Origin of the sequence: Nitrosomonas ureae (assembly GCF_001455205.1) — a bacterium.
In the GTDB taxonomy this organism is placed as follows: Bacteria; Pseudomonadota; Gammaproteobacteria; order Burkholderiales; family Nitrosomonadaceae; genus Nitrosomonas; species Nitrosomonas ureae.
This window is the reverse complement of record NZ_CP013341.1, coordinates 2,593,766-2,612,018: the sequence shown is the minus strand read 5'-3', so window position 1 is coordinate 2,612,018 and position 18,253 is coordinate 2,593,766. Positions and strand designations below refer to the sequence as shown.

Genomic DNA, 18,253 nt, shown 5'->3' with positions numbered 1-18,253 from the left:
TTATTTACCTTTTTTAATGTTTATAGATATTTACGTTGAGAAATTTCTATGAAGGATCCGTTGATCTCTTTCTTGCTTCGATCCAGACAAAAATAAAGAAAATAAAAATACAAAGAACGAATCCGCCCCAAAAAGGCATAGTCACGTACCACCATGACCAGTCAATGTGTCCGGTAAGTTTCAGTGTCACAAAGACGACTCCAAGAATCCCCAGAATCCCGATACTTCCGCCGTTTGATGTACTCATTTCCATGCTCCTTTAAAAATTCAAAACTTCTGTTGATAAAATTTGTTGCTTGATTAAGCTTTTTTCAGTTCTCTGCCAGGCGTTAAGGAAAGTGATAATTTATTTAACCCCTGTGAATTATTTGAAATTGATAACTGCGTGGCACCGTTATCGCGGTATGGCAATAACTTCTCGGCGTGAGATGCGGTTAACCTTCCCTTCTCAACAGCCTCGACCAAAACTTGTTCTCTGCCATGCGGGTCATGTCCAAGTGAAGGAATCCACGTAACTGCCACACCTTGATCACGAGCTTTTGCACATCGATCGCGGTAAGCTTCAAGGAAGGCCATCCGCGCTTGAACCGTGTCACCATCGTTGATCAGTTGGCAGCAAACACCGTATGCCTCGGCCATTTCCTGAGTCCAAACCACGGATCCAGATTCGTTTTTGGGAATCATTGCCCAAGCTTCTTCGGGTCCAGGTCTTCCATCATCGATTCGTGAAATCACGTCTGCCAAAGACATTCGAGATTTCAGTTCCCTCCGGCATTTGGTTAATGCTTTAAACACCAACTCTTCAGGGTATTGGGATAAATCCTCAGCCATCATCCGGGCCGCATCGATCGACAATTCCGTACCGGTAAGCTCTGCAGTAACCGCGATTGCCTTTAGTAAATTTTCTTTAATTTGTGGCATTTTTAACCGTCCTTTGCTCTTCGATTAATTCTTTAAAAACATTTGCAGTACCCTGTTTCTTGTCAGCTAGCCTCGCTTGGGTGTTCGTAACCTGTCGCTTGGTTGCCCATTCGGTACGCAGCTTCTCGGCATCTGCCAGCAGAGTTCCGACCGTATGCATTTTCTGAATGTAAAATTGATTGTTGTGATGCACGAAGAACGCTGCTACATGCGGGGATTCATCAATTCCGATACGCTTCACAAATTGCACAATCTGAGCATTAACGGTGGCATTCCTGACCGGATCTGTGCCATATCGATTGTGGTAAGCAAGGACGTATTGATCCCATGTTTTCCGGCATGCCTCGGCATTCGGGGTTGATGATTTTTCGGATTTTTTGGTTTTTTCGATCGGTGGTGGGTCGGTTTTATCGACCCCCTCCGGGAAAATAGGTACGGAGGATTCGATAGAATCCGAAGTGCCGCAATCAGAAATCAGGTTAAGGCAATCAGGATTCAATGAATGGGGATTCAGGAAGAGGGAATCAGCGCGATCACTAGTAGAGTTGATCCGTATCGCTCCAGTTAAATCATGATTAATCGTGAGTGACGAATAATCAATGAGTTGAAGATGATCGGTATTGTATTCAGGTATCTCGCTAGGTTTTTCTCTTTCGTTCTTGTGCGGACTCTGGTGTTTGAGGAAATTGGGTATATTGATGAATAATTTTTCAGAGTCAGAGTAGAACCGTATTAATCCAGATTTATCGAGATTAATCATGAGTTGTTTGATATCGCAATCATCCCATGGCAAAACCTGAACTTTTATCGTTCTTGGTTTGCATTCTAAATTCCCGTTGTAATCAGCCAGTGTCCATAATCCGATGAATAGCAATCTTCCCAAAGGATCATTATCTGCAAGCTGCTCATTTGTAAAAAATGAGGGTTTTATATTCCTTGCGCGAGCCATATCAATTAACCAATAAAAAACCCGTGCATTTGAGCGATCAAACACACGGATATAAAACAAGCGGACATTATTAAAACGCCTGTCAGAAGTTTTGCGCGATTCCGACTATGCGATACGGGTCGCACATCGCGCTGCGGTATATCCAAAGAAGAAACTGATGGCCTATGGATATTGTTCATTTCATTCGTTGAATGAGTTGTAAAGCTGAGTTGTTATTTGCATCAGGTGCAAAAGTAACGGTCTCAATTTTTGACGCTCACTTGCATCAAAATGAAAATCTTGTGCGGCATCGCTGCCTTCTTTTAGTAGCGTGGAAGTGCTGGCAACCAAGGATAGGAAAGTTTTTACCTGACATTTTGGTTCGGTTTGTTCCAGCGACAGATCAACATCAATGGTTGCCTGACCGATTAAATAGGCCAGTGAAAAAATAGTGGCTTTGGCCTGGCAATGAATAATGATTTCTAAAAGGACAGAAAAGGAAGGAGGTAATGCTTCATGATCCGGATTCAAATGATTGGCAAGTGTTGTTGGATTCATTCCCAGCACACCTGCCAACGCGGTAATTCCGCCAGGAAATTTCTTTGCATCAGCTTGTAATGACAGAAACAATGATCTGTAAATCTGCTTTGTTAATCTCGATGACTGTCTCATAAAGCGAAACCTCTTGACCTTTCGTCTAGCTCACCACTTTCAGCATATGGATAATGCGCAAAATGAATACTCATGCCGCTTTTTCCGAATCAGTTTGTTCTTTCTTGGCAAGCTCCGGCCACCACGTTTGCCAGTCATCCGGCCTTAACTCTTTTCTTGTTACTAACCCATTGGTAGCAGATTCAATAAGTAATGCCTTAGCTAACGGGACTTGTCTTTTGTTATGTCTCCAATGGCTTACTGAAGGCAATGGAACTCCAATACGTTTTGCAAAACGGTTGGAATTTTCAATTTCATTTAAATATTGATTTAGGTTCATGCGGCGAATATTAGCACCGTGCTTATAGTAAAGTCAATTCCGGTGCTAATATTTTTTTTTATGCTCTTGTTGTTTAATTTGCCTATGAAAACTGTTGAGGAAACTAGGCACGAAAGGCTTCTGATACTCAGGGATGAGTATGGAACGGTGGCTGCTTTAGCAAAAAAACTAGAAAAAAGTTATACCCAAGTATCTCAATGGATAAACAGATCTGTCTCAACTAGAAATGGTCAACCTAGATCCATTAACTCTGAGTCAGCAAGAGAGATAGAAATAAAAACCAATAAACCTCGCGGCTGGATGGATCAACCAGTTACTCAAAGTCAATGGGAAGAAGAATTGAATATGGATCAATATGCTTTGCTCTCAAAATTTGGAGAAAGGCTAAAAAAAATGGGAGACGCCGAATTAAAGGCGACAGATAAAATTATTGATGGCGCAAATGATGCACTTAGAGCTGGAAAAGGAACGGATAAATAGTTGGGGAAAGAAAGTTGTTTCTATAAGAACAAGGTGTGCAAAGGAAGATTGCGGGTGCAGGAAAAGTTTTAGAGGTAAAACTTAATAATTAAGGCTCCTCCTGATTTAATTTATCAGCTTCATCATTTTCTTTCCATCTTAACTTGATGCGCTCTCTTAGTTCTTGGTGAACTGGTGAATTTATTGAATCAAGGTAGTCGATGATGGTTTTCTTAACAAACCTTTGATAGATATCGTAAGGAAGCCATTTATGTTCTCTCCATTCAGGATAAACATCAGGATGATCGAATGCTTCGGGTTCGTTTTGATAATTAAGAATTTTAGCTAACACGATTTCAACTTCGTTAAGTTCGTTTTTTTGCATTTTTTCACTCGGGAGTTGGGTATGGGGAATGTTGAGATATATGCACCGTTAGTTAATGGAAGTGTTTTTCCATATTACGAAAATGGTGAAAGCTGTAAATATTTAGTTGAAAGAATTTTAGGTGACGATCTACGACCGCCAGCCAGGAGCTTGACTATAAGGATTATAACTACATCAGGAAAAGAAGTGGTAATAGTTATTCCAAATGATCATTCTGAAGCTACAGTGAGATTGGATGGTGAAAAGATTTAATAACAAACAAAAAGGGGAAATAATGAAATCATCAAAGTATTTATTGGTTGCTGCATCACTAGCATTCGTAACTGGAACGGCTAGTGCGAATATTATTTTCACATACGAAAGCAATCAACTTTTATCAAAAGACGCTTTGGGAAATCCAGGACCGAATTACTCACCTATCAGCATGATATTTGAATTTACTGACGATAGGTCAACTCTGATTAATTGGTCTATATCCCAATCTGATACAGGTACTCTTACACAAGCTGATGCGAATCTTCAACAATCAAATGGTTTAAATCATCCTCAGCTTATCAGAATCGATACCGATAGCTCTGGAAACGTCAGTGACTGGAGCATATCAGTTTTGAAATTGTTGGAAGAAAATACATCAAGCAATGCGCATGCTGTTTATTTTCATTCATACAGCGATTTAACAAGGCCAGGAGTCAATAGAGATAATGATGTTTTTAGTTTATATAACTTTACGCCCTCTCCAACAGAAAGCGGATACTCAAAGAATCCAGGTGTTTGGACAATATCAAGCTTCCAACCAGACTTTCACTTTAATGCATCACTAAATTACGAATCCCCCTCCCAGATCCCGGAACCATCAACTTATTTGATGTTGTTGGCCGGGCTTGGTTTATTGGGATTTGTGGTAAGAAGAAACGCAGCATGATAAAGGAAGCGCGTTTCTTAAAATGGGGATCAAGAAACGCGCTAAATGACAACCTCTTGAGGTAGATTGAAGTGCCAATCACAATATACTCGCTCGATTGTGAATATTTTGTGATAGTTAGGGTTGTGAAAAATTAATACCATGGATAGATCCATAGCGCTCATCGATGTAAATAACTTCTATGTAAGTTGCGAGAGGGTTTTTAATCCAAAGCTCGAAGATGTGCCGGTTGTGGTGTTATCCAATAACGATGGCTGCGCCGTCGCCAGAAGCAATGAAGTAAAGGCACTTGGTGTAAAAATGGGCCAACCGTGGTTTCAGCTGAAAGATCTTGCCAAAAAACATGGAATCATAGCCTACTCATCCAATTACACGCTATACGCCGATATGAGCGACCGGGTAATGAGCATACTATCGGAATATAGCCCAAACCAAGAAATCTATTCGATCGATGAATGCTTCTTGGATATTACTGGATTCCGGGAGCATACCAATTATGGGCAAAGCATCAGGCAGAGAATCAAACAATGGACTGGATTGCCGGTTTGCGTCGGAATTGGTGGTACCAAGACACTTTCTAAACTGGCCAATCATGTTGCAAAGAAAAATGCTAACTTTAACGGTGTCTGCGATCTGAATGCTTTTTCCCCTACCCTGCATGATGAATGGTTGAGCCGTATTGAAGTTGGTGAAGTCTGGGGTATCGGCAGAAAGCTTGCACCCAAACTGAATAAACACGGAATTAAAACTGCCCTGGATTTGAAAAATTCCAATTCAAAACGTCTCAGGGAGGAATTCAGCGTGGTTATGGAAAAAACTATCCGTGAATTGAATGGTGTGCCCTGCATCGAACTGGAAGAAATCTCGCCACCCAAGAAGCAGATCATCAGCTCAAGATCGTTTGGTATAACGGTAAAAGATCTCAAGAGCTTGGAAGAATCAGTATCCTCTCACATTGCCAAAGCTGCAGAAAAATTACGCCGGCAACAATCTTATGCCGGGGCCGTGCATGTATTCATCACCACCAGCCGGTTCAATAAGCCAGAAGAGAACTATCACAACACCTATAAGATCAAGCTTCCGACGCAATCGGCCGATACTATTTTACTCACCAAAGCGGCGTTGTGGGGGTTGCACAAGATCTATCGAAGCGGATACAAATACAACAAAGCCGGAGTAATGCTCTCGGATTTTGTAACTAATGAGAATCGCCAGAACGATATGTTCGGTCTCCGATTGGAAGATAACAAGTCAAAGCGGTTAATGAAAGTAATGGATCAAATTAACGCTAGAATGGGCAAAGGGACTATTAAGTTAGCTTCCGAAGGCACTGATCAGCATTGGAAGATGAAGCAAGGTAGCAGGAGTCCGGGGTATACGACTCAGTGGGATGAATTGGTACAGATTAAAGACTAGATTTTGATTCTGTCTAATAATAGATTAAGTTAATTTCCATCGGTTAGATCCTAAGCTAAATGTAGCTAAATTTATCTAAAACTCTTACGCTAATTCAGATTTTTTTACAGCAAAAGCGAATCTGTTTTGTATTAATGTATTTATATGATGAGTAGAATTAACTATTTGCAGATATTTTTTTATATCTTCAAAAGTAACTTTTTCTAATAATCGTATAAATGCAGCATTTATAAACGCAGATGGGACAGATTCTATCCCAGCGAAAGAAACTTCCACTCTCTCGTTATTTGCTATTTCTGGGTAAATTAAATTAAATATTTTTTCTCCATCCTCATAGGTAGATGGCCTCTCAACGTATTTTTTAATCACAATTTCCATTGGAATGGCTCCTGTTTAATATCCTCCACAATTTTGTCAAAATTCTTTGTTTTCAAAATTATACGCACTAATGTACCAGGATAAAATCCCGGTGAAGGTCTTGGTATAATTTTACTTGTTTCAAAATCTTTTACAGCAGAAATTTCACCAGTTCCCGAAGCAATCAATATTGTTCCATTGTTTCTTTGAGTAACATATTGGATTAAGTTAGGAAGACCTGCACCACGATTCCTTACATTGGATTTTGTAGTAAATCCTTCTTCGCAAGCCACTTTAATTGCTTCGTGATCCAATAGCCCTTGCCTTACAGCTCTAACTGAAGCAGGTATTGTTCTTCCAAAATCTGAGATTGCAATTCTTATTTCAGATTTTCCAGGATCGTAATGTGTAAATGTACATCCTTTACCGACGCCTGAATGATATTCAATATTATGTAACACCTCTTCAATACAGCTCCTAAGAGGAGCTAGAGTCTCTTCATTACTTAACCCTGATTGGGTTGCAATCCAAGGTATTAACTCGAAATACAAATATCCAATATTTTGTTCGGTAGTAACTAGTTGCAATGGCATATTGCAATACTTAGTTTCATGCTTTGTTAAAACCTGTCCACCTAAATAAAGTTTAAAAAAACCTACTTCATCTAAAAACCTAATTGATTCATATCCAGTTTCATAATTCTCTAATTCGACTTTTACTTTAATTTTTTTGAAATATTCAATCAAATTACTTAAAACTACTACTTCTACTGGAAAAATTTCTTTTATTTCTCGAAAATCAAAAATTATCTTTGCTGCCTTTTCTTTTTTTTGAATTCTTATTGCATCTTCTATTAATGGATACATACTCACCCGATTAAAACGTACGGGCAATTTTATTCTTACATCTTTCCAAAAATATGTATGTGGTAACAATTAAATTTTAATTTTATTCAGATTTTTATTCAGTACGATCGCACACTCAATTTTAAACTAAAAATGCTTTTTTTCTTAAATAGAAAACGAGAATATATCCATCCCTATTTAAACTTTTCTAATTTTTCTACTTTCTCATAGCAATTCCAGCTTATCACATCAACTACACACTGCACCCTAATTCCGTCGAATTCGACGGAGTTAATCTTTATACCTATTTCGTAGTCGGTTCGTACTGAATTTGTCCTAGGTAATTACTATACCCATATTTATTAGCACCGTGCTATTGACTATACGTAAGCACGGTGCTAATATTCTTACATCAACCACCATAAATCGTAAGCGTAGGTCGGTTGGATAAATTAAGGAGGGTTTGAGATGAGAGACTTCAAAAGTTACGAGGCACCGGAAGCGGCAAATCTGATGAGAATTCTAGTATGGCTTTTCTTCTTCGGATTTTTGGCAGCTTTGGCTTGGGCAAGCAATTCGGATTACAGCGCATGCATGGCTGAGGTTAGAAGCATTTATCTGTGTGGCGGAGGAGTAAATAGATAATGAAAATAATTAATAGCAAAATTTATGCCAAGAAAACCAAGCCAAGATGCCCTTTTTTCTTAGGAAAAAGCGGGCTGTTCTGGACTTTTTCTTCATTAAGTAATTTTATTTTTATTTACAGAAAAGATCTTTTAGGCAAACCAGCTCTCGTTCAAATAAGAGAAATTGGTTTGTCGGACGAATTCGATGGTGGCGTAACGACTCATCAAATGCCTGGGACTTTGGCTTCTGCAGTTGATAACAAGAAGATAAATTGGGAGGAATGAATAGATGAGATTGATAAATTTATTGAATTTCTTTCGCAGATTAGTGCGTGGTCACTCTGTAAAAAGAGCATGGAAATTACGGTGGATATCGTCGCATGAGGTTTTCAAATGATCAGCGCCAAGAGGAAACCTACTGTTCAGTACACAAAAGAGTGTGGATTAAAGATTGTGACTGTTAACAACATTCAACAAGAAGTAATCAATCTCATCCGGGAATGGGTGTTTAATCGAGACGGTGAACCATTCTGCATGAATGATCTTTTCAATGCTCCGGAATTTGCAGGAAAACTGAATAAAAACATCCGAACCATGCTTCTGGTCGATCGCGCTCTTATAACCCTTCACTGCACATTCAAACGAGATGAAGAAAACGCGGTGACATTTTCCGAGCTTCTGTACACGCCGCCAAAAATCAAGCGGATACTTCGTGATGAACTTTATTCGTAAGGTGACTATATGAACGCAGTTATTCAAGAAATTCCGCTCGATCGGAAAAGGTATATCGGAAGTAGTGACGCGGCGGCAATCCTTGGTGTTTCACCATGGAAATCAATATTCCAGCTCTATCAAGAGAAAACTGGTGAGTATCAGGAAGAAATCACGCCGGCCAAGCAAAAGATATTTAACCGCGGAAAACGTTGGGAACCCATCGTCATTGAAATGCTGGTTGATGAGCTTGAAGACCGTGGGCATGACGTCAAGATCATGGGCAGAAACAATAGATTTCTTGATCCGGAATATGATTTTCTGGCTTCTGAAATCGACCTTGAATTAATTGTAGATGGTGAGTTTGTTAACGGTGAAATGAAAACGGTACACCCATTTGCTGCTAAGGATTGGGGCGAGGAAGGTACGGACGAAATACCGATCTATTACACCAGCCAGGTATTACACGGGCAAATGGTTACTGGGCGCAGTAAAACAATCGTGGCTGCTCTGATTGGTGCTGATGACTTGAGGGTTCACTTTGTTAATCGTGACGAAGAAATGATCCAATTATTGCGCGCAAAAGAGATTGAATTTTGGGATCGCTTAATAAATCGCCAGGCCCCAGATCCAACCACACCGGAAGATATCAAACGCTTGTACCAGATTGATTCCGGCAAAGTTATGGAAGCAGATTCAGAATTGATTCGGTTGTGCTCTGAACTTTCTTACAAAAAAGCTGATGGTAAATCAATTGAAGCCAGCATAGAAGTTTTAACTACCCGCATCAAAGCTCGTATGGGCGATGCTGCAGTCCTTCTGCACAACGGTCAGAAACTGGCCACTTGGAAAACTAATAAAGATAGCGTCAAGACTGATTGGAAGGAAGCATTCCATGATCTGGCTGATGCATTTTCTTATGAGCCAGGATGCGGTGAAGTTGTAAAAGATATATTGGCAGAACACACCTCCACCGAAACCGGCGCCAGGCCATTTTCATTGAAATAAGGAATTAATCATGAGCACAGCAGAATTAAAAGCAGTAGTAACAGGCAGCGAAAAGCAAGTAAGACTTTCTGATATGAAACCAAAAGATCAGATTGCTCATCTGCTCAGATCAAAACAAGCTGAAATCAGCAAGATGCTACCCAAACATCTAAATGCAGAACGATTGCTTAAAGTGGCTCAAATTGCTGCAACCACTACTCCTGCATTGGCTAAGTGTGATGTCCCGAGTCTTATCGGGGCGATTGGTCAGTGCGCGCAGATGGGATTGGAACCTAACACAGTTCTAGGGCATGCATATCTGTTGCCTTTCAACACCAAACGCAAGGACGCGAATGGTAATGAGAAATGGGTTAATTCTGTCCAAGTAATCATTGGTTACAAAGGCTTGATTGATCTGGCCAGGAGGTCCGGTCAAATCGTCAGCATTGCATCACATGAAGTATGTGCCAATGACAAATTTGAGCTTGTATATGGATTGGATGAAAAGCTAAATCACACGCCAGCAATGGGTGCACGAGGGGAAGTTATTGGATTCTATGCAGTAGCAAAGTTGAAAGATGGCGGTCACTCATTTGAGTTCATGAGCAAATTTCAAGTTGAAGAAATAAAAGCAGCTTCAGAGAAAAAGAACAAACGAGAGTCGTCAGTATGGAAAGATCATTTCATTGAGATGGGTAGAAAAACAGTTATTCGGAGATTGGCTAAATATCTACCTCTATCAGTAGAGTTTCAAACTGCTGCAGCACTTGATGGTATGGCTGATGCAGGGAAAGATCAACACCTTGATGACATTGAGGGGGATTACTCAATAATTCCGGATGATGCACCAGAAATAGATACCGATACCGGCGAAATCCTCAACGAAAAACCAGCAGAGACCAAACAAATCTCTGAGGAAAAACTATCCATCAAACCCGAAGAAATCCAGGCTAAAAATGATGAGCCAAGCCCGGAAGAGCAAGAAAAAATCAAAAAGCAATTGATTGATGAGTCCAATAAAGAACAGGCACCACGGGCGGCAAGGTCACGTCAGAACTTTGATCTTGAGTAATTTGGATTTTAAAAATCATGAGCCAAGTCCAAGATATTTACAAAGATGATGAGTTTGAAGGATTGCTCGAAGACGCACGGATGAATGCGGCCACTGACTGGGAAGAAAACTTCGTATCTGATTTATGCAGTAAATACGCTGATTTTGGTCGACGCATGTTTCTCTCGGATTCTCAGCAGCAACATCTTGAAAGGATAGCCAGCGATGAATGAAAACATACAACTATCTAACCGGCAAAAATCATTCTTGACCGCGCTGGGTTTAACCAATCCACCCGGATATCAACCGGAAAAAGCGCTAAAAAAAGAATCGAGCAAGAGGAAGAAAAAAACCAAGGAAAGCCAGACATTATCTATGCGGCCAGCAGATATCAAATGGCGCAAGGTAAAAAGATACATTCGTGAATATTTTCTGGATCGTGGATACACCTCGGCTGACTACAAAAAACTATATCAGGACGCTCAAGATGAGGGGGTTGATCTTGAATGTTTCAAGGGCAGGAAAGTTTCCTTGCGGAGTTTCGCAAACCAGGCGCGGAGGGTTCGGCTGGAATTGGGCATGCAATCGATACGCAGAGCCGGATTAAAAAAACTAATCTTAGATAAATTTGACTCGGGATCGACGGAAAAACAAATTGTATCCGAATTGAAATGCAGCCCGAGCCATGTTTACAACACGCTCAGAAGCGCTGGAAAAATCCAAGCCAGACCAATAAAAGTTTATTAGCAAACGCCTCAAATCAACTCTTAAAAATCAACATGGAGATTTAACATGACCAAAAAATCAAATGATTTCAGACAAATGACAGCCGATACAGTGGGCAAGGATTTGCTTGGTGCGCTCGTTCAAGAAATTAGATTGCTCCCGGATGTATGGCCAAAATTACCAAAGAAAAAGCAGGATGATGTCATTGATCGTTTGCGTAAGCGCGTAGAGGAAAATGTGAACATGGCTGTTTTTACCTTGGCCGCGCAAGATAGAACGGTGGTGGCCGGATCGTTGGATCAAATAACAATCAAAGACGGCGTTAAGGCTGTTATTAAATTCAGCATCAAATCTCCAAACCTTGATGGGTTATATGAAGCTGCAAGCGATGGGAGTGACGTGCTGGTTGTTGTGGCCGGAGTAAAAGAACATACCGGCGGCATGAATGAAATTCAGGGAGAGGATGATCAAAGAGGCATGGACCTCGGACACGAATACAACGAGAACGATGGCGGCGGTATGAATGAGCCCATTGAAGGCAAGGTAATTGGTTTACCAGAGAAAGTAATTACAGAAGAAGATCTTGAAACAGCCTATCAGGATGGTCGACTAGCAGCTGAGGAAGGCAATGAACAAGCTGATTGCCCGATCATGGATGGTTCACTTGTAGCCAAGTGGGTTCGTGGTTTTAAAGATTGGCATGAAGAAAACCCTGTTAACGATGAAACCGAATCAAGCGACGATAAGGATGCGGCTTAATCATGAGCAAAGTTATCGTTTTTGACACTGAAACAACCGGAATTGATGATCCGGAGATCATTGAAGCTGCTTGGGTTAATGCTCCAACCAGCATTGAGTATATCGACTCAGAGTTCGAATATTGGGAAGAATTTCATAAAAGATACAAGCCATCTAAGCCAATATCACTTTCTGCAATGGCCATTCATCACATTATGGACGAAGATTTAATTGCTTGCGATCCATCAGACTCATTTAATTTGCCAGATGATATTGATTATTTGATCGGCCATAACGTTGACTTTGACTGGAAAGCTTCTGGTTCGCCAGTAGTAAATCGAATTTGCACACTTGCATTGTCAAGATATCTATGGCCAGACCTTCCTGCGCACAATCAGTCTGCAATGCTTTACTTCTTGGAACGTGAAAAAGCCAGGGAATTACTACGTGGCAAAGCACATTCGGCAAAAGACGATGTTAGAAATTGCATCATTATTCTCAATCACATATTCAGGAAAATTGGAAACATCCACACTTGGGAAGAATTATGGGAAATATCAGAGATAGCCAGAATACCAACCCGTATGGCGTTTGGGAAGCATAAAGGTATGGAGATTAAAGATGTTCCATCGGACTATAAAAGATGGTTAATGCGCCAACCCGATACTGACCAATACCTTCTAAAGGCACTGCAATCATGAAAATAAATAAAATATCTTCTGTCGGCACGGTGGCTGTGCGGGAAATTGAAATTAATATCAAATCCCCTATTGCATTAATTTGCGGCTCTAATCGGGCCGGAAAATCAAGTTTACGGGATGGAATTTACCATGCTTTCACCGGCGAAAATCCTCACGATATTCTGAAAAAGAATTACGGACTACTTGTTAATCGGGATACCGGCAACAATATCGGGTATACCTACGTTGATTATAACAACGGGCAACGGGCATGCATTACCCTGCCCAATGGTACGCATGAATTAACTGAGCAGCTGCATTCCGCTCTGCCCTATGTTTTGAATCCATCCCTATTCGGAAGTATATCCGCTGATGATCGCCGCAGACTGCTATTTGATCTTGGGAATTTGAGAAGCGATGGCGGGGAAGTTAAAGCCAAATTACTCAAACGAGGTTGCGATGCTGGGAAAATTGACGGAGTTATGCCTTTCCTGAAATCGAGTTTTGATAATGCCCACAAGCATGCTTCGGACAAAATCAAAGAAGCGCGCGCCAACTGGAAAGCCACCACAGGCGAAGCTTATGGCGATAAGAAGGCTGTTGATTGGAAAGCTCCAAAACCAGAAGTTGATATGGAATCCGCAATTGCCGCAACAAATACAATAACTCAACTCGACGAGGAAATCGAAGAAACCAGCCAAAAACTGGGCGCATATGTCGCCACAATCAATGGCGCCAAAGCCCGTAATTCTGAAATTGTCAGATTGCGCGAATCAGCAGGAATGATAGATCGCATTGAGGCCAAACTTAAAAAAGATCGTCAAGAAGTTATCGTTTGGGAGGTTAAGGTCAATGATGCCAGGTTATTTGCCCAGGGTGTGAAGCCTGGAAATATCGATGTCTCATGCCCGTGTTGCAATGCTGAGTTGACTTTCAATGGCAAGGAATTGATCAAGCGTGAAACTGAATCTCCAATCGATAAAGAAGCTGCTGCAAAATTACCCGAATACGAGAAAACATTGACCATGCTCAGAAATGCCGTGGCCAGTGGAGAACGTGATCTTTTAGCAGCACAGTTCGCAAAAGAGAAACTTGCTCAGATTGAGGAAACCAAAGGGGATGAAGTATCTGAGGAAATGATCGCTCAAATTAAAATCTGCATCGAAGAACTTAAAGCCGGACGCAAGCAAGCCCAGGAATCATTTGATCAAATCAAAAAAAATAACCTATTTGCTGCTGAGGCTGATGAGAAAACTAAAAAGGCTGCGGGATATCACGCGGACGCCCAGGCTTGGGACAAGATCGCAAATGCACTGGCACCGGAAGGAATCCCAAGCGAAATGCTTTCTGCTGCATTGACACCGATCAATGAACGGATAGCTTTTAGTTGTGGTGTTTTAGGGTTTCCCGGAAAAGTAAGCATACAGGACGATATGACCATTTTGGAAGATGATGGAAAACTCTACTCATTCAGCTCAAAAGCTACCAAATTATTGATTGATTCAATGATTGCGGAAGCTATCAGCCATGTAACCGGAATCAAGTTTTTTATGGTTGATGAGTTTGATCTTCTGGATATGCCAAGCCGGAGCGCTTATCTCAATTGGTTAATGGATTTGGTTGAAAACAACGAAATTGACACAGTTCTTCTATTCGGCACATTGAAATCAGCGCCCACGAAATTACCTCCTTTCATCACTCCTTACTGGATTGAGAATGGCGTAATTCAGGACTGTAAAGCGGAAGCTGCTTAAGTAATATGAACTTCATCCAAAATTTACTATGTGTTTTTGTGTTCGGGATCGGATCAATTCTGTTTGTTGAATGGATTCAATACATCTGCTTTTTATGAGAGCTATCGTACAGATTTATCACAAATAATGTTTAAAAATTTACAAAGACTTCTCAGCCAGACGTGTGCCCTCCTAACTCTCTCGTTCGCACGTTTGGCACCCCTCTTCGGGCGGATCTGCTACTCATCAACAATGGGCCGGAAACCTTTGTCTTTGCCAGCGGATCTGCCCTTCCTCACTGAGGAGAGCTCAAATGATTAAAGAGCGGCCAATCCTATTTTCTGCGCCAATGGTACGTGCCATTTTGGATAATAGGAAAACTCAGACAAGGCGGATTATAAAAAAGGTTGATCCAGATTCTTTTCCATTTTGCGAATCTTTCGATGAAGCAAATGGATTACCAGTCATAATTTTTTCTGATGATATTGACGATAACGTTATTTGCAGGATATTAGTTTCATGCAAATACGGCAAACCTGGCGATCGGCTTTGGGTGAGGGAAACTTGGCGCTATTCTAATTGGGCTCCATTTAGTAGAAATGTTGCACTTGTTCAAATTCAATATCAATCTGATGACGCAAAAATTGAGCATATGGTCGGGGGTTTTAGCTATGATTATCATATCTATTATAGACCGTCAATCCACATGCCCCGCTGGGCATCGAGAATCCTGCTCGAAATTACGAATGTAAGAGTTGAGCGGTTGCAGGATATCAGTGAGGATGATGCGATTGCTGAGGGGTGTGAGCCTTATGGGGTTAGAACTCCAGATACACCAATGGCGCCGTCTGAATTCGAAGGCCACTCAGCAATTCAAGATTTTTCTTGTCTTTGGGAATCAATCAACGGCCAAGGCTCATGGGATCTTAATCCATGGGTGTGGGTTTTGGAGTTTAAAAGGATAGGATGAAATATCATGTCTTGGTATACGTCAACATTAGCGTGGATTGATGAGCAGCGATTGAAAAATCCGGACATGGCGCTCGAAGAGCTTAAAAACCATTCTTCTAAAAAATACCCGTTTCACGGACGGTATGGCTCTGCTTATAAGGGTTTTTTGAAAGCAATGCGAGAAAGATTCGGTTACACAAAAAGAAATGATTATCAAAAAGATATTTTTAATGAAGAGTCATAAATTCAATCCAGCGCAGAAAAAAAGCAAGAATTGAGAGAAGATTCGCCAGGCGCATGATTATGCGTTATGAAAAATCTGTAATGGAAATGTGCACTGACCCAAGAATTCCAAAAGAAGTAATAGTGGAGGCCATTCAATCTGCTATCAACGAAGAGAAATCGTATAGAGGTAAATCATGACAATAGGTATTAGCAAAAAAGTGTTGTTGGAATATAGAAGATTAAGATTGGATTCAGAAGAGCTATTGGACAGACTAATCAATGAATGTGTCGAACTAAACAATTGGATCCCAATTAATGAGAATACTCCTATTGATAAAGAGCTGATTTTGTATTATCCAGCAGGTATAGTTAATCATGTTTTTTTACCAAAAATCAAATTGATCGGCTACCACAGACCTCAACTTAGCAGTATTTGCAGACAACCAAGCCATTACCAGGAGCTAAGTAAAGATCCAGAATGATCCTGGCGGCATAGAAGTATTTTTTCTGCAAATGTTCCGAGAAGGATTAAGCCCACAAAAAGGAAACTAATAAATGTCAGAAAATAAAAAAAATCTATACGACCTGGCAAAAGAAAACGGCTACACCGATGAAGAATTCGTGAATGAAATCGCACAGTGCTACGGCACTCATACTTCATTAATCATGGACAAGATGGGTAGCGGCATTACGATAGAGCACAACGTCGAATTTGAAGATCACACCATAAATATCCAGTGCCGGAAGATTATTAATGATACCCGTACCTTAAATTGAGTATTGAAATCATGCAAACACAGCCAATCGAGAAATTAATCAAATCCGAGCAAGAAAAGCTAAATACGGATAAAGCAGCTGAAATCTTGGGATTAAAACCTCAGACACTTAAAGTCTGGCGTTGCACAGGCAAGCATAAGATTGCTTACTACAAGATTGGCAGGAAGGTGTTTTATCTTAGATGTGATCTTGAAACGTTTATGGAAAACAACAGAGTAGCTTAAATATGGGAAAATCCCATATTTAAAATATTGAACTTGCACAATTTCGCAAACTTAACTGCTTGCTTGACGAAAAACGAATTATTATGCAAATCGCTTGCATCAATTCTGATAATTTATTTCAAGTTCTTTTTTAGTTTATGAACGTCAGCCGGTTCTTTCAATCCTCCCGCCCTAAACATCGCGGAAACGGCAGAACTCATGCTTTCACGAACCGGATCAAGATCAAGTCTGGCATATATAGCCGTAGTATTTTGATGCTTATGGTTGAGTGATTTTCCGATAATTGCTAGTGATGCGCCTGTTTTAGCTTGCCAGCTTCCAAGCGTTCGTCGTAGGTCATGTAGCCTTAAATTTTCAATTCCCGCACGAGCAAGAATCCTTTCCCATCCCTTTCGAGGCTCAACCAAGTGACCCTGCTTCCCATCACCAGGAAAAACATATAAGCATTCAACTATTGGTTTTCGATTCAATAATACGTGTATGGCCTCAGGCAAGAGTGCGACGGTTTGCGGGGTGCCGTTCTTAGTTTCTTCAATTCTCCACTCGGCACGATCAAAATTGATGTCCTTCCAACGCATTGAACATACATTCGATCTTCTCGCGCCGGTTAATAAAGATATCAATACGTAATCGCGCACTGTTTCATTTGGTTCATCAGCAACCGCTTGGAAAAATCTGGGCAATTCATCGCCCTGGATAAACCTGTCACGACTATTTTCTTTATTCCTCCTGATACCAAGAGCAGGATTTTTTTCCCATAGTCCGGCAGATATCGCCCATCCGAATACACTGGAAATCAGTGCCAATACGCGGTTGGCTGCAATCGGGGAACCGTGTTTAGTTACTGAGCTATGGATCATAGCGATTGATGATCTATCTATTGAGGATAGTTTGAGTTTTCCTATTTTTCCGGAAACGTGGTTTTTATATTTTTCAACGTCTTCGGTCCACGTTTTTTTATTTGGCTTTGAATGACGCTCTATATACTCAGAGAATAAATCATCAAATATCATTTCAGATTTTTCTCCGCGCTTAACTTCCGCAGGGTTTCGACCTTCTGAAATGGCCAGGTTAATTTCCATGGTTCGGCGTCGTGCCTGGTCGATTGTCATATCCGGGTATCGACCTAACGTGATGCGCTCAGGGTCCCCGCATTTAATTCGTTTGAAAACGCTGAATGTCTTTATACCCGTATGAGAAACCCGTAATTGTAGACCGTTTGCTTTTGTATCCTGGTAAGTATCTCTCTTTCCAGTATCCGGAATAGGAAGAGAATCGATATCCGCTTTTGTGAAATTAAATTTCTTGGCCATTCAGGGTTACGCCGGGGTTACATCTGGGGTTACAATCTGGGTGCATTTTGATACACTTTTTTCAACTATCATTAACCTCAGATTATCCGAAGAATGGCTTTTTATCAATCTTTATGTAATTTTGCGAACTTCCATTAACCTGGATGAATTGGCGGGAAGGCGGACTGAAAATCCTTGTGTCGGTGGTTCGATTCCGCCCTTGGCCACCAATAAAAACAAGCACTTATAGCTTAACCGCATAAGTGCTTTTTTGTTTCCGGGACACTCACGGGACATTTCAAAAAAAC

28 protein-coding genes are annotated in these 18,253 nt (G+C 40.8%); 19 read left to right on the top strand and 9 right to left on the bottom strand.

Features of this window, described 5'->3' with window-relative positions:
* Positions 1 to 46 precede the first annotated feature (46 nt).
* The 5 genes from ATY38_RS12085 to ATY38_RS12065 all read right to left on the bottom strand — a co-directional run bounded on the left by ATY38_RS12085 (position 47) and on the right by ATY38_RS12065 (position 2,840).
* A complete protein-coding gene (locus ATY38_RS12085; RefSeq protein WP_062559521.1) occupies positions 47 to 247 on the bottom strand; it encodes a hypothetical protein in 201 nt (66 codons plus the stop codon).
* A 53-nt stretch (positions 248 to 300) separates the two neighbouring features.
* A complete protein-coding gene (locus tag ATY38_RS12080) occupies positions 301 to 921 on the bottom strand; it encodes a hypothetical protein (protein WP_062559520.1) in 621 nt (206 codons plus the stop codon).
* Positions 908 to 1,870: a hypothetical protein gene (locus ATY38_RS12075; protein WP_143023465.1), complete on the bottom strand. Its 963-nt coding sequence runs from the start codon at positions 1,868 to 1,870 to the stop codon at positions 908 to 910. Before ATY38_RS12075 ends, ATY38_RS12080 begins: the two co-directional genes overlap by 14 nt.
* A 180-nt stretch (positions 1,871 to 2,050) precedes the next feature.
* On the bottom strand, positions 2,051 to 2,521 hold the full coding sequence (locus ATY38_RS12070; protein ID WP_074701706.1) for a phage regulatory CII family protein: 471 nt from the start codon (positions 2,519 to 2,521) through the stop codon (positions 2,051 to 2,053).
* A gap of 70 nt (positions 2,522 to 2,591) precedes the next feature.
* On the bottom strand, positions 2,592 to 2,840 hold the full coding sequence (locus ATY38_RS12065; RefSeq protein ID WP_062559517.1) for a transcriptional regulator: 249 nt from the start codon (positions 2,838 to 2,840) through the stop codon (positions 2,592 to 2,594).
* Positions 2,841 to 2,924: 84 nt separating this feature from the next.
* On the opposite strand from ATY38_RS12065, the gene ATY38_RS12060 reads away from it, so the two are divergent.
* Entirely contained in the window at positions 2,925 to 3,320 is a 396-nt protein-coding gene (locus ATY38_RS12060; RefSeq protein ID WP_143023466.1) for a helix-turn-helix domain-containing protein, read from the top strand.
* Positions 3,321 to 3,408: 88 nt separating this feature from the next.
* Here the strand turns inward: ATY38_RS12060 and ATY38_RS12055 are convergent, their stop codons facing one another.
* Entirely contained in the window at positions 3,409 to 3,684 is a 276-nt protein-coding gene (locus tag ATY38_RS12055) for a hypothetical protein (protein ID WP_062559515.1), read from the bottom strand.
* Positions 3,685 to 3,705: 21 nt separating this feature from the next.
* Between ATY38_RS12055 and ATY38_RS12050 the strand changes: the two genes are divergently transcribed.
* The 3 genes from ATY38_RS12050 (at position 3,706) to ATY38_RS12040 (ending at position 6,022) form a co-directional block, all read left to right on the top strand.
* Positions 3,706 to 3,936 (top strand): hypothetical protein, encoded by a 231-nt coding sequence (locus ATY38_RS12050; protein WP_062559514.1) that lies wholly within the window; start codon positions 3,706 to 3,708, stop codon positions 3,934 to 3,936.
* Between the two features lie 22 nt (positions 3,937 to 3,958).
* On the top strand, positions 3,959 to 4,606 hold the full coding sequence (locus tag ATY38_RS16645; protein WP_235590294.1) for a PEP-CTERM sorting domain-containing protein: 648 nt from the start codon (positions 3,959 to 3,961) through the stop codon (positions 4,604 to 4,606).
* 141 nt (positions 4,607 to 4,747) lie between these two features.
* Complete coding sequence (locus tag ATY38_RS12040; protein WP_062559512.1) at positions 4,748 to 6,022, top strand: Y-family DNA polymerase; 1,275 nt, start codon at positions 4,748 to 4,750, stop codon at positions 6,020 to 6,022.
* An 84-nt stretch (positions 6,023 to 6,106) separates the two neighbouring features.
* Here the strand turns inward: ATY38_RS12040 and ATY38_RS12035 are convergent, their stop codons facing one another.
* Positions 6,107 to 6,400 carry an STAS-like domain-containing protein gene (locus ATY38_RS12035; protein ID WP_062559511.1) on the bottom strand — a complete coding sequence of 98 codons (294 nt, stop codon included), beginning with the start codon at positions 6,398 to 6,400 and terminating at the stop codon, positions 6,107 to 6,109.
* Entirely contained in the window at positions 6,388 to 7,245 is an 858-nt protein-coding gene (locus ATY38_RS12030; RefSeq protein WP_062559510.1) for a hypothetical protein, read from the bottom strand. The genes ATY38_RS12035 and ATY38_RS12030 overlap by 13 nt, the downstream gene beginning before the upstream one ends.
* Before the next feature lie 447 nt (positions 7,246 to 7,692).
* Between ATY38_RS12030 and ATY38_RS16110 the strand changes: the two genes are divergently transcribed.
* The 15 genes from ATY38_RS16110 (at position 7,693) to ATY38_RS11960 (ending at position 16,653) form a co-directional block, all read left to right on the top strand.
* A complete protein-coding gene (locus ATY38_RS16110; RefSeq protein WP_158441778.1) occupies positions 7,693 to 7,869 on the top strand; it encodes a hypothetical protein in 177 nt (58 codons plus the stop codon).
* Complete coding sequence (locus ATY38_RS12025) at positions 7,869 to 8,135, top strand: hypothetical protein (protein ID WP_062559509.1); 267 nt, start codon at positions 7,869 to 7,871, stop codon at positions 8,133 to 8,135. Before ATY38_RS16110 ends, ATY38_RS12025 begins: the two co-directional genes overlap by 1 nt.
* Positions 8,136 to 8,243: 108 nt before the next feature.
* Positions 8,244 to 8,582, top strand: coding sequence for a hypothetical protein (locus ATY38_RS12020; RefSeq protein WP_062559508.1), 339 nt, complete (start codon positions 8,244 to 8,246; stop codon positions 8,580 to 8,582).
* 9 nt (positions 8,583 to 8,591) lie between these two features.
* Positions 8,592 to 9,569, top strand: coding sequence for a YqaJ viral recombinase family nuclease (locus ATY38_RS12015; RefSeq protein WP_062559507.1), 978 nt, complete (start codon positions 8,592 to 8,594; stop codon positions 9,567 to 9,569).
* Positions 9,570 to 9,579: 10 nt separating this feature from the next.
* A complete protein-coding gene (locus tag ATY38_RS12010) occupies positions 9,580 to 10,620 on the top strand; it encodes a recombinase RecT (RefSeq protein WP_082633038.1) in 1,041 nt (346 codons plus the stop codon).
* A 17-nt stretch (positions 10,621 to 10,637) separates the two neighbouring features.
* The gene (locus ATY38_RS12005) at positions 10,638 to 10,832 is read left to right on the top strand and encodes a hypothetical protein (protein WP_062559506.1); all 195 of its coding nucleotides are present in this window, start codon (positions 10,638 to 10,640) and stop codon (positions 10,830 to 10,832) included.
* The gene (locus tag ATY38_RS12000) at positions 10,825 to 11,346 is read left to right on the top strand and encodes a hypothetical protein (protein ID WP_062559505.1); all 522 of its coding nucleotides are present in this window, start codon (positions 10,825 to 10,827) and stop codon (positions 11,344 to 11,346) included. The genes ATY38_RS12005 and ATY38_RS12000 overlap by 8 nt, the downstream gene beginning before the upstream one ends.
* Before the next feature lie 45 nt (positions 11,347 to 11,391).
* Positions 11,392 to 12,084, top strand: a complete 693-nt coding sequence (locus ATY38_RS11995; RefSeq protein WP_062559504.1) for an Rmf/CrpP family protein — start codon at positions 11,392 to 11,394, stop codon at positions 12,082 to 12,084.
* Between the two features lie 2 nt (positions 12,085 to 12,086).
* Positions 12,087 to 12,764, top strand: coding sequence for a 3'-5' exonuclease (locus ATY38_RS11990; protein ID WP_062559503.1), 678 nt, complete (start codon positions 12,087 to 12,089; stop codon positions 12,762 to 12,764).
* Positions 12,761 to 14,497 carry an ATP-binding protein gene (locus ATY38_RS11985; RefSeq protein ID WP_062559502.1) on the top strand — a complete coding sequence of 579 codons (1,737 nt, stop codon included), beginning with the start codon at positions 12,761 to 12,763 and terminating at the stop codon, positions 14,495 to 14,497. The genes ATY38_RS11990 and ATY38_RS11985 overlap by 4 nt, the downstream gene beginning before the upstream one ends.
* Before the next feature lie 292 nt (positions 14,498 to 14,789).
* Positions 14,790 to 15,446 carry a hypothetical protein gene (locus tag ATY38_RS11980; protein ID WP_062559501.1) on the top strand — a complete coding sequence of 219 codons (657 nt, stop codon included), beginning with the start codon at positions 14,790 to 14,792 and terminating at the stop codon, positions 15,444 to 15,446.
* Between the two features lie 6 nt (positions 15,447 to 15,452).
* Positions 15,453 to 15,671, top strand: a complete 219-nt coding sequence (locus ATY38_RS11975) for a hypothetical protein (protein ID WP_062559500.1) — start codon at positions 15,453 to 15,455, stop codon at positions 15,669 to 15,671.
* Between the two features lie 175 nt (positions 15,672 to 15,846).
* A complete protein-coding gene (locus tag ATY38_RS11970) occupies positions 15,847 to 16,134 on the top strand; it encodes a hypothetical protein (RefSeq protein WP_062559499.1) in 288 nt (95 codons plus the stop codon).
* Positions 16,135 to 16,207: 73 nt separating this feature from the next.
* Positions 16,208 to 16,429, top strand: a complete 222-nt coding sequence (locus ATY38_RS11965; RefSeq protein ID WP_062559498.1) for a hypothetical protein — start codon at positions 16,208 to 16,210, stop codon at positions 16,427 to 16,429.
* Between the two features lie 11 nt (positions 16,430 to 16,440).
* Complete coding sequence (locus tag ATY38_RS11960) at positions 16,441 to 16,653, top strand: helix-turn-helix domain-containing protein (protein ID WP_036504797.1); 213 nt, start codon at positions 16,441 to 16,443, stop codon at positions 16,651 to 16,653.
* 113 nt (positions 16,654 to 16,766) lie between these two features.
* Here ATY38_RS11960 and ATY38_RS11955 read toward each other — a convergent pair whose 3' ends face one another.
* Positions 16,767 to 17,966, bottom strand: a complete 1,200-nt coding sequence (locus ATY38_RS11955; RefSeq protein WP_062559497.1) for a tyrosine-type recombinase/integrase — start codon at positions 17,964 to 17,966, stop codon at positions 16,767 to 16,769.
* Between the last annotated feature and the right edge of the window lie 287 nt (positions 17,967 to 18,253).

Bases quoted from the DNA above. Each gene is read 5' to 3' on its own strand.
- ATY38_RS12085 (WP_062559521.1), bottom strand. From the start codon at position 247: ATGAGTACATCAAACGGCGGAAGTATCGGGATTCTGGGGATTCTTGGA.
- ATY38_RS12080 (WP_062559520.1), bottom strand. From the start codon at position 921: ATGCCACAAATTAAAGAAAATTTACTAAAGGCAATCGCGGTTACTGCA.
- ATY38_RS12075 (WP_143023465.1), bottom strand. From the start codon at position 1,870: ATGGCTCGCGCAAGGAATATAAAACCCTCATTTTTTACAAATGAGCAG.
- ATY38_RS12070 (WP_074701706.1), bottom strand. From the start codon at position 2,521: ATGAGACAGTCATCGAGATTAACAAAGCAGATTTACAGATCATTGTTT.
- ATY38_RS12065 (WP_062559517.1), bottom strand. From the start codon at position 2,840: ATGAACCTAAATCAATATTTAAATGAAATTGAAAATTCCAACCGTTTT.
- ATY38_RS12060 (WP_143023466.1), top strand. From the start codon at position 2,925: ATGAAAACTGTTGAGGAAACTAGGCACGAAAGGCTTCTGATACTCAGG.
- ATY38_RS12055 (WP_062559515.1), bottom strand. From the start codon at position 3,684: ATGCAAAAAAACGAACTTAACGAAGTTGAAATCGTGTTAGCTAAAATT.
- ATY38_RS12050 (WP_062559514.1), top strand. From the start codon at position 3,706: ATGGGGAATGTTGAGATATATGCACCGTTAGTTAATGGAAGTGTTTTT.
- ATY38_RS16645 (WP_235590294.1), top strand. From the start codon at position 3,959: ATGAAATCATCAAAGTATTTATTGGTTGCTGCATCACTAGCATTCGTA.
- ATY38_RS12040 (WP_062559512.1), top strand. From the start codon at position 4,748: ATGGATAGATCCATAGCGCTCATCGATGTAAATAACTTCTATGTAAGT.
- ATY38_RS12035 (WP_062559511.1), bottom strand. From the start codon at position 6,400: ATGGAAATTGTGATTAAAAAATACGTTGAGAGGCCATCTACCTATGAG.
- ATY38_RS12030 (WP_062559510.1), bottom strand. From the start codon at position 7,245: ATGTATCCATTAATAGAAGATGCAATAAGAATTCAAAAAAAAGAAAAG.
- ATY38_RS16110 (WP_158441778.1), top strand. From the start codon at position 7,693: ATGAGAGACTTCAAAAGTTACGAGGCACCGGAAGCGGCAAATCTGATG.
- ATY38_RS12025 (WP_062559509.1), top strand. From the start codon at position 7,869: ATGAAAATAATTAATAGCAAAATTTATGCCAAGAAAACCAAGCCAAGA.
- ATY38_RS12020 (WP_062559508.1), top strand. From the start codon at position 8,244: ATGATCAGCGCCAAGAGGAAACCTACTGTTCAGTACACAAAAGAGTGT.
- ATY38_RS12015 (WP_062559507.1), top strand. From the start codon at position 8,592: ATGAACGCAGTTATTCAAGAAATTCCGCTCGATCGGAAAAGGTATATC.
- ATY38_RS12010 (WP_082633038.1), top strand. From the start codon at position 9,580: ATGAGCACAGCAGAATTAAAAGCAGTAGTAACAGGCAGCGAAAAGCAA.
- ATY38_RS12005 (WP_062559506.1), top strand. From the start codon at position 10,638: ATGAGCCAAGTCCAAGATATTTACAAAGATGATGAGTTTGAAGGATTG.
- ATY38_RS12000 (WP_062559505.1), top strand. From the start codon at position 10,825: ATGAATGAAAACATACAACTATCTAACCGGCAAAAATCATTCTTGACC.
- ATY38_RS11995 (WP_062559504.1), top strand. From the start codon at position 11,392: ATGACCAAAAAATCAAATGATTTCAGACAAATGACAGCCGATACAGTG.
- ATY38_RS11990 (WP_062559503.1), top strand. From the start codon at position 12,087: ATGAGCAAAGTTATCGTTTTTGACACTGAAACAACCGGAATTGATGAT.
- ATY38_RS11985 (WP_062559502.1), top strand. From the start codon at position 12,761: ATGAAAATAAATAAAATATCTTCTGTCGGCACGGTGGCTGTGCGGGAA.
- ATY38_RS11980 (WP_062559501.1), top strand. From the start codon at position 14,790: ATGATTAAAGAGCGGCCAATCCTATTTTCTGCGCCAATGGTACGTGCC.
- ATY38_RS11975 (WP_062559500.1), top strand. From the start codon at position 15,453: ATGTCTTGGTATACGTCAACATTAGCGTGGATTGATGAGCAGCGATTG.
- ATY38_RS11970 (WP_062559499.1), top strand. From the start codon at position 15,847: ATGACAATAGGTATTAGCAAAAAAGTGTTGTTGGAATATAGAAGATTA.
- ATY38_RS11965 (WP_062559498.1), top strand. From the start codon at position 16,208: ATGTCAGAAAATAAAAAAAATCTATACGACCTGGCAAAAGAAAACGGC.
- ATY38_RS11960 (WP_036504797.1), top strand. From the start codon at position 16,441: ATGCAAACACAGCCAATCGAGAAATTAATCAAATCCGAGCAAGAAAAG.
- ATY38_RS11955 (WP_062559497.1), bottom strand. From the start codon at position 17,966: ATGGCCAAGAAATTTAATTTCACAAAAGCGGATATCGATTCTCTTCCT.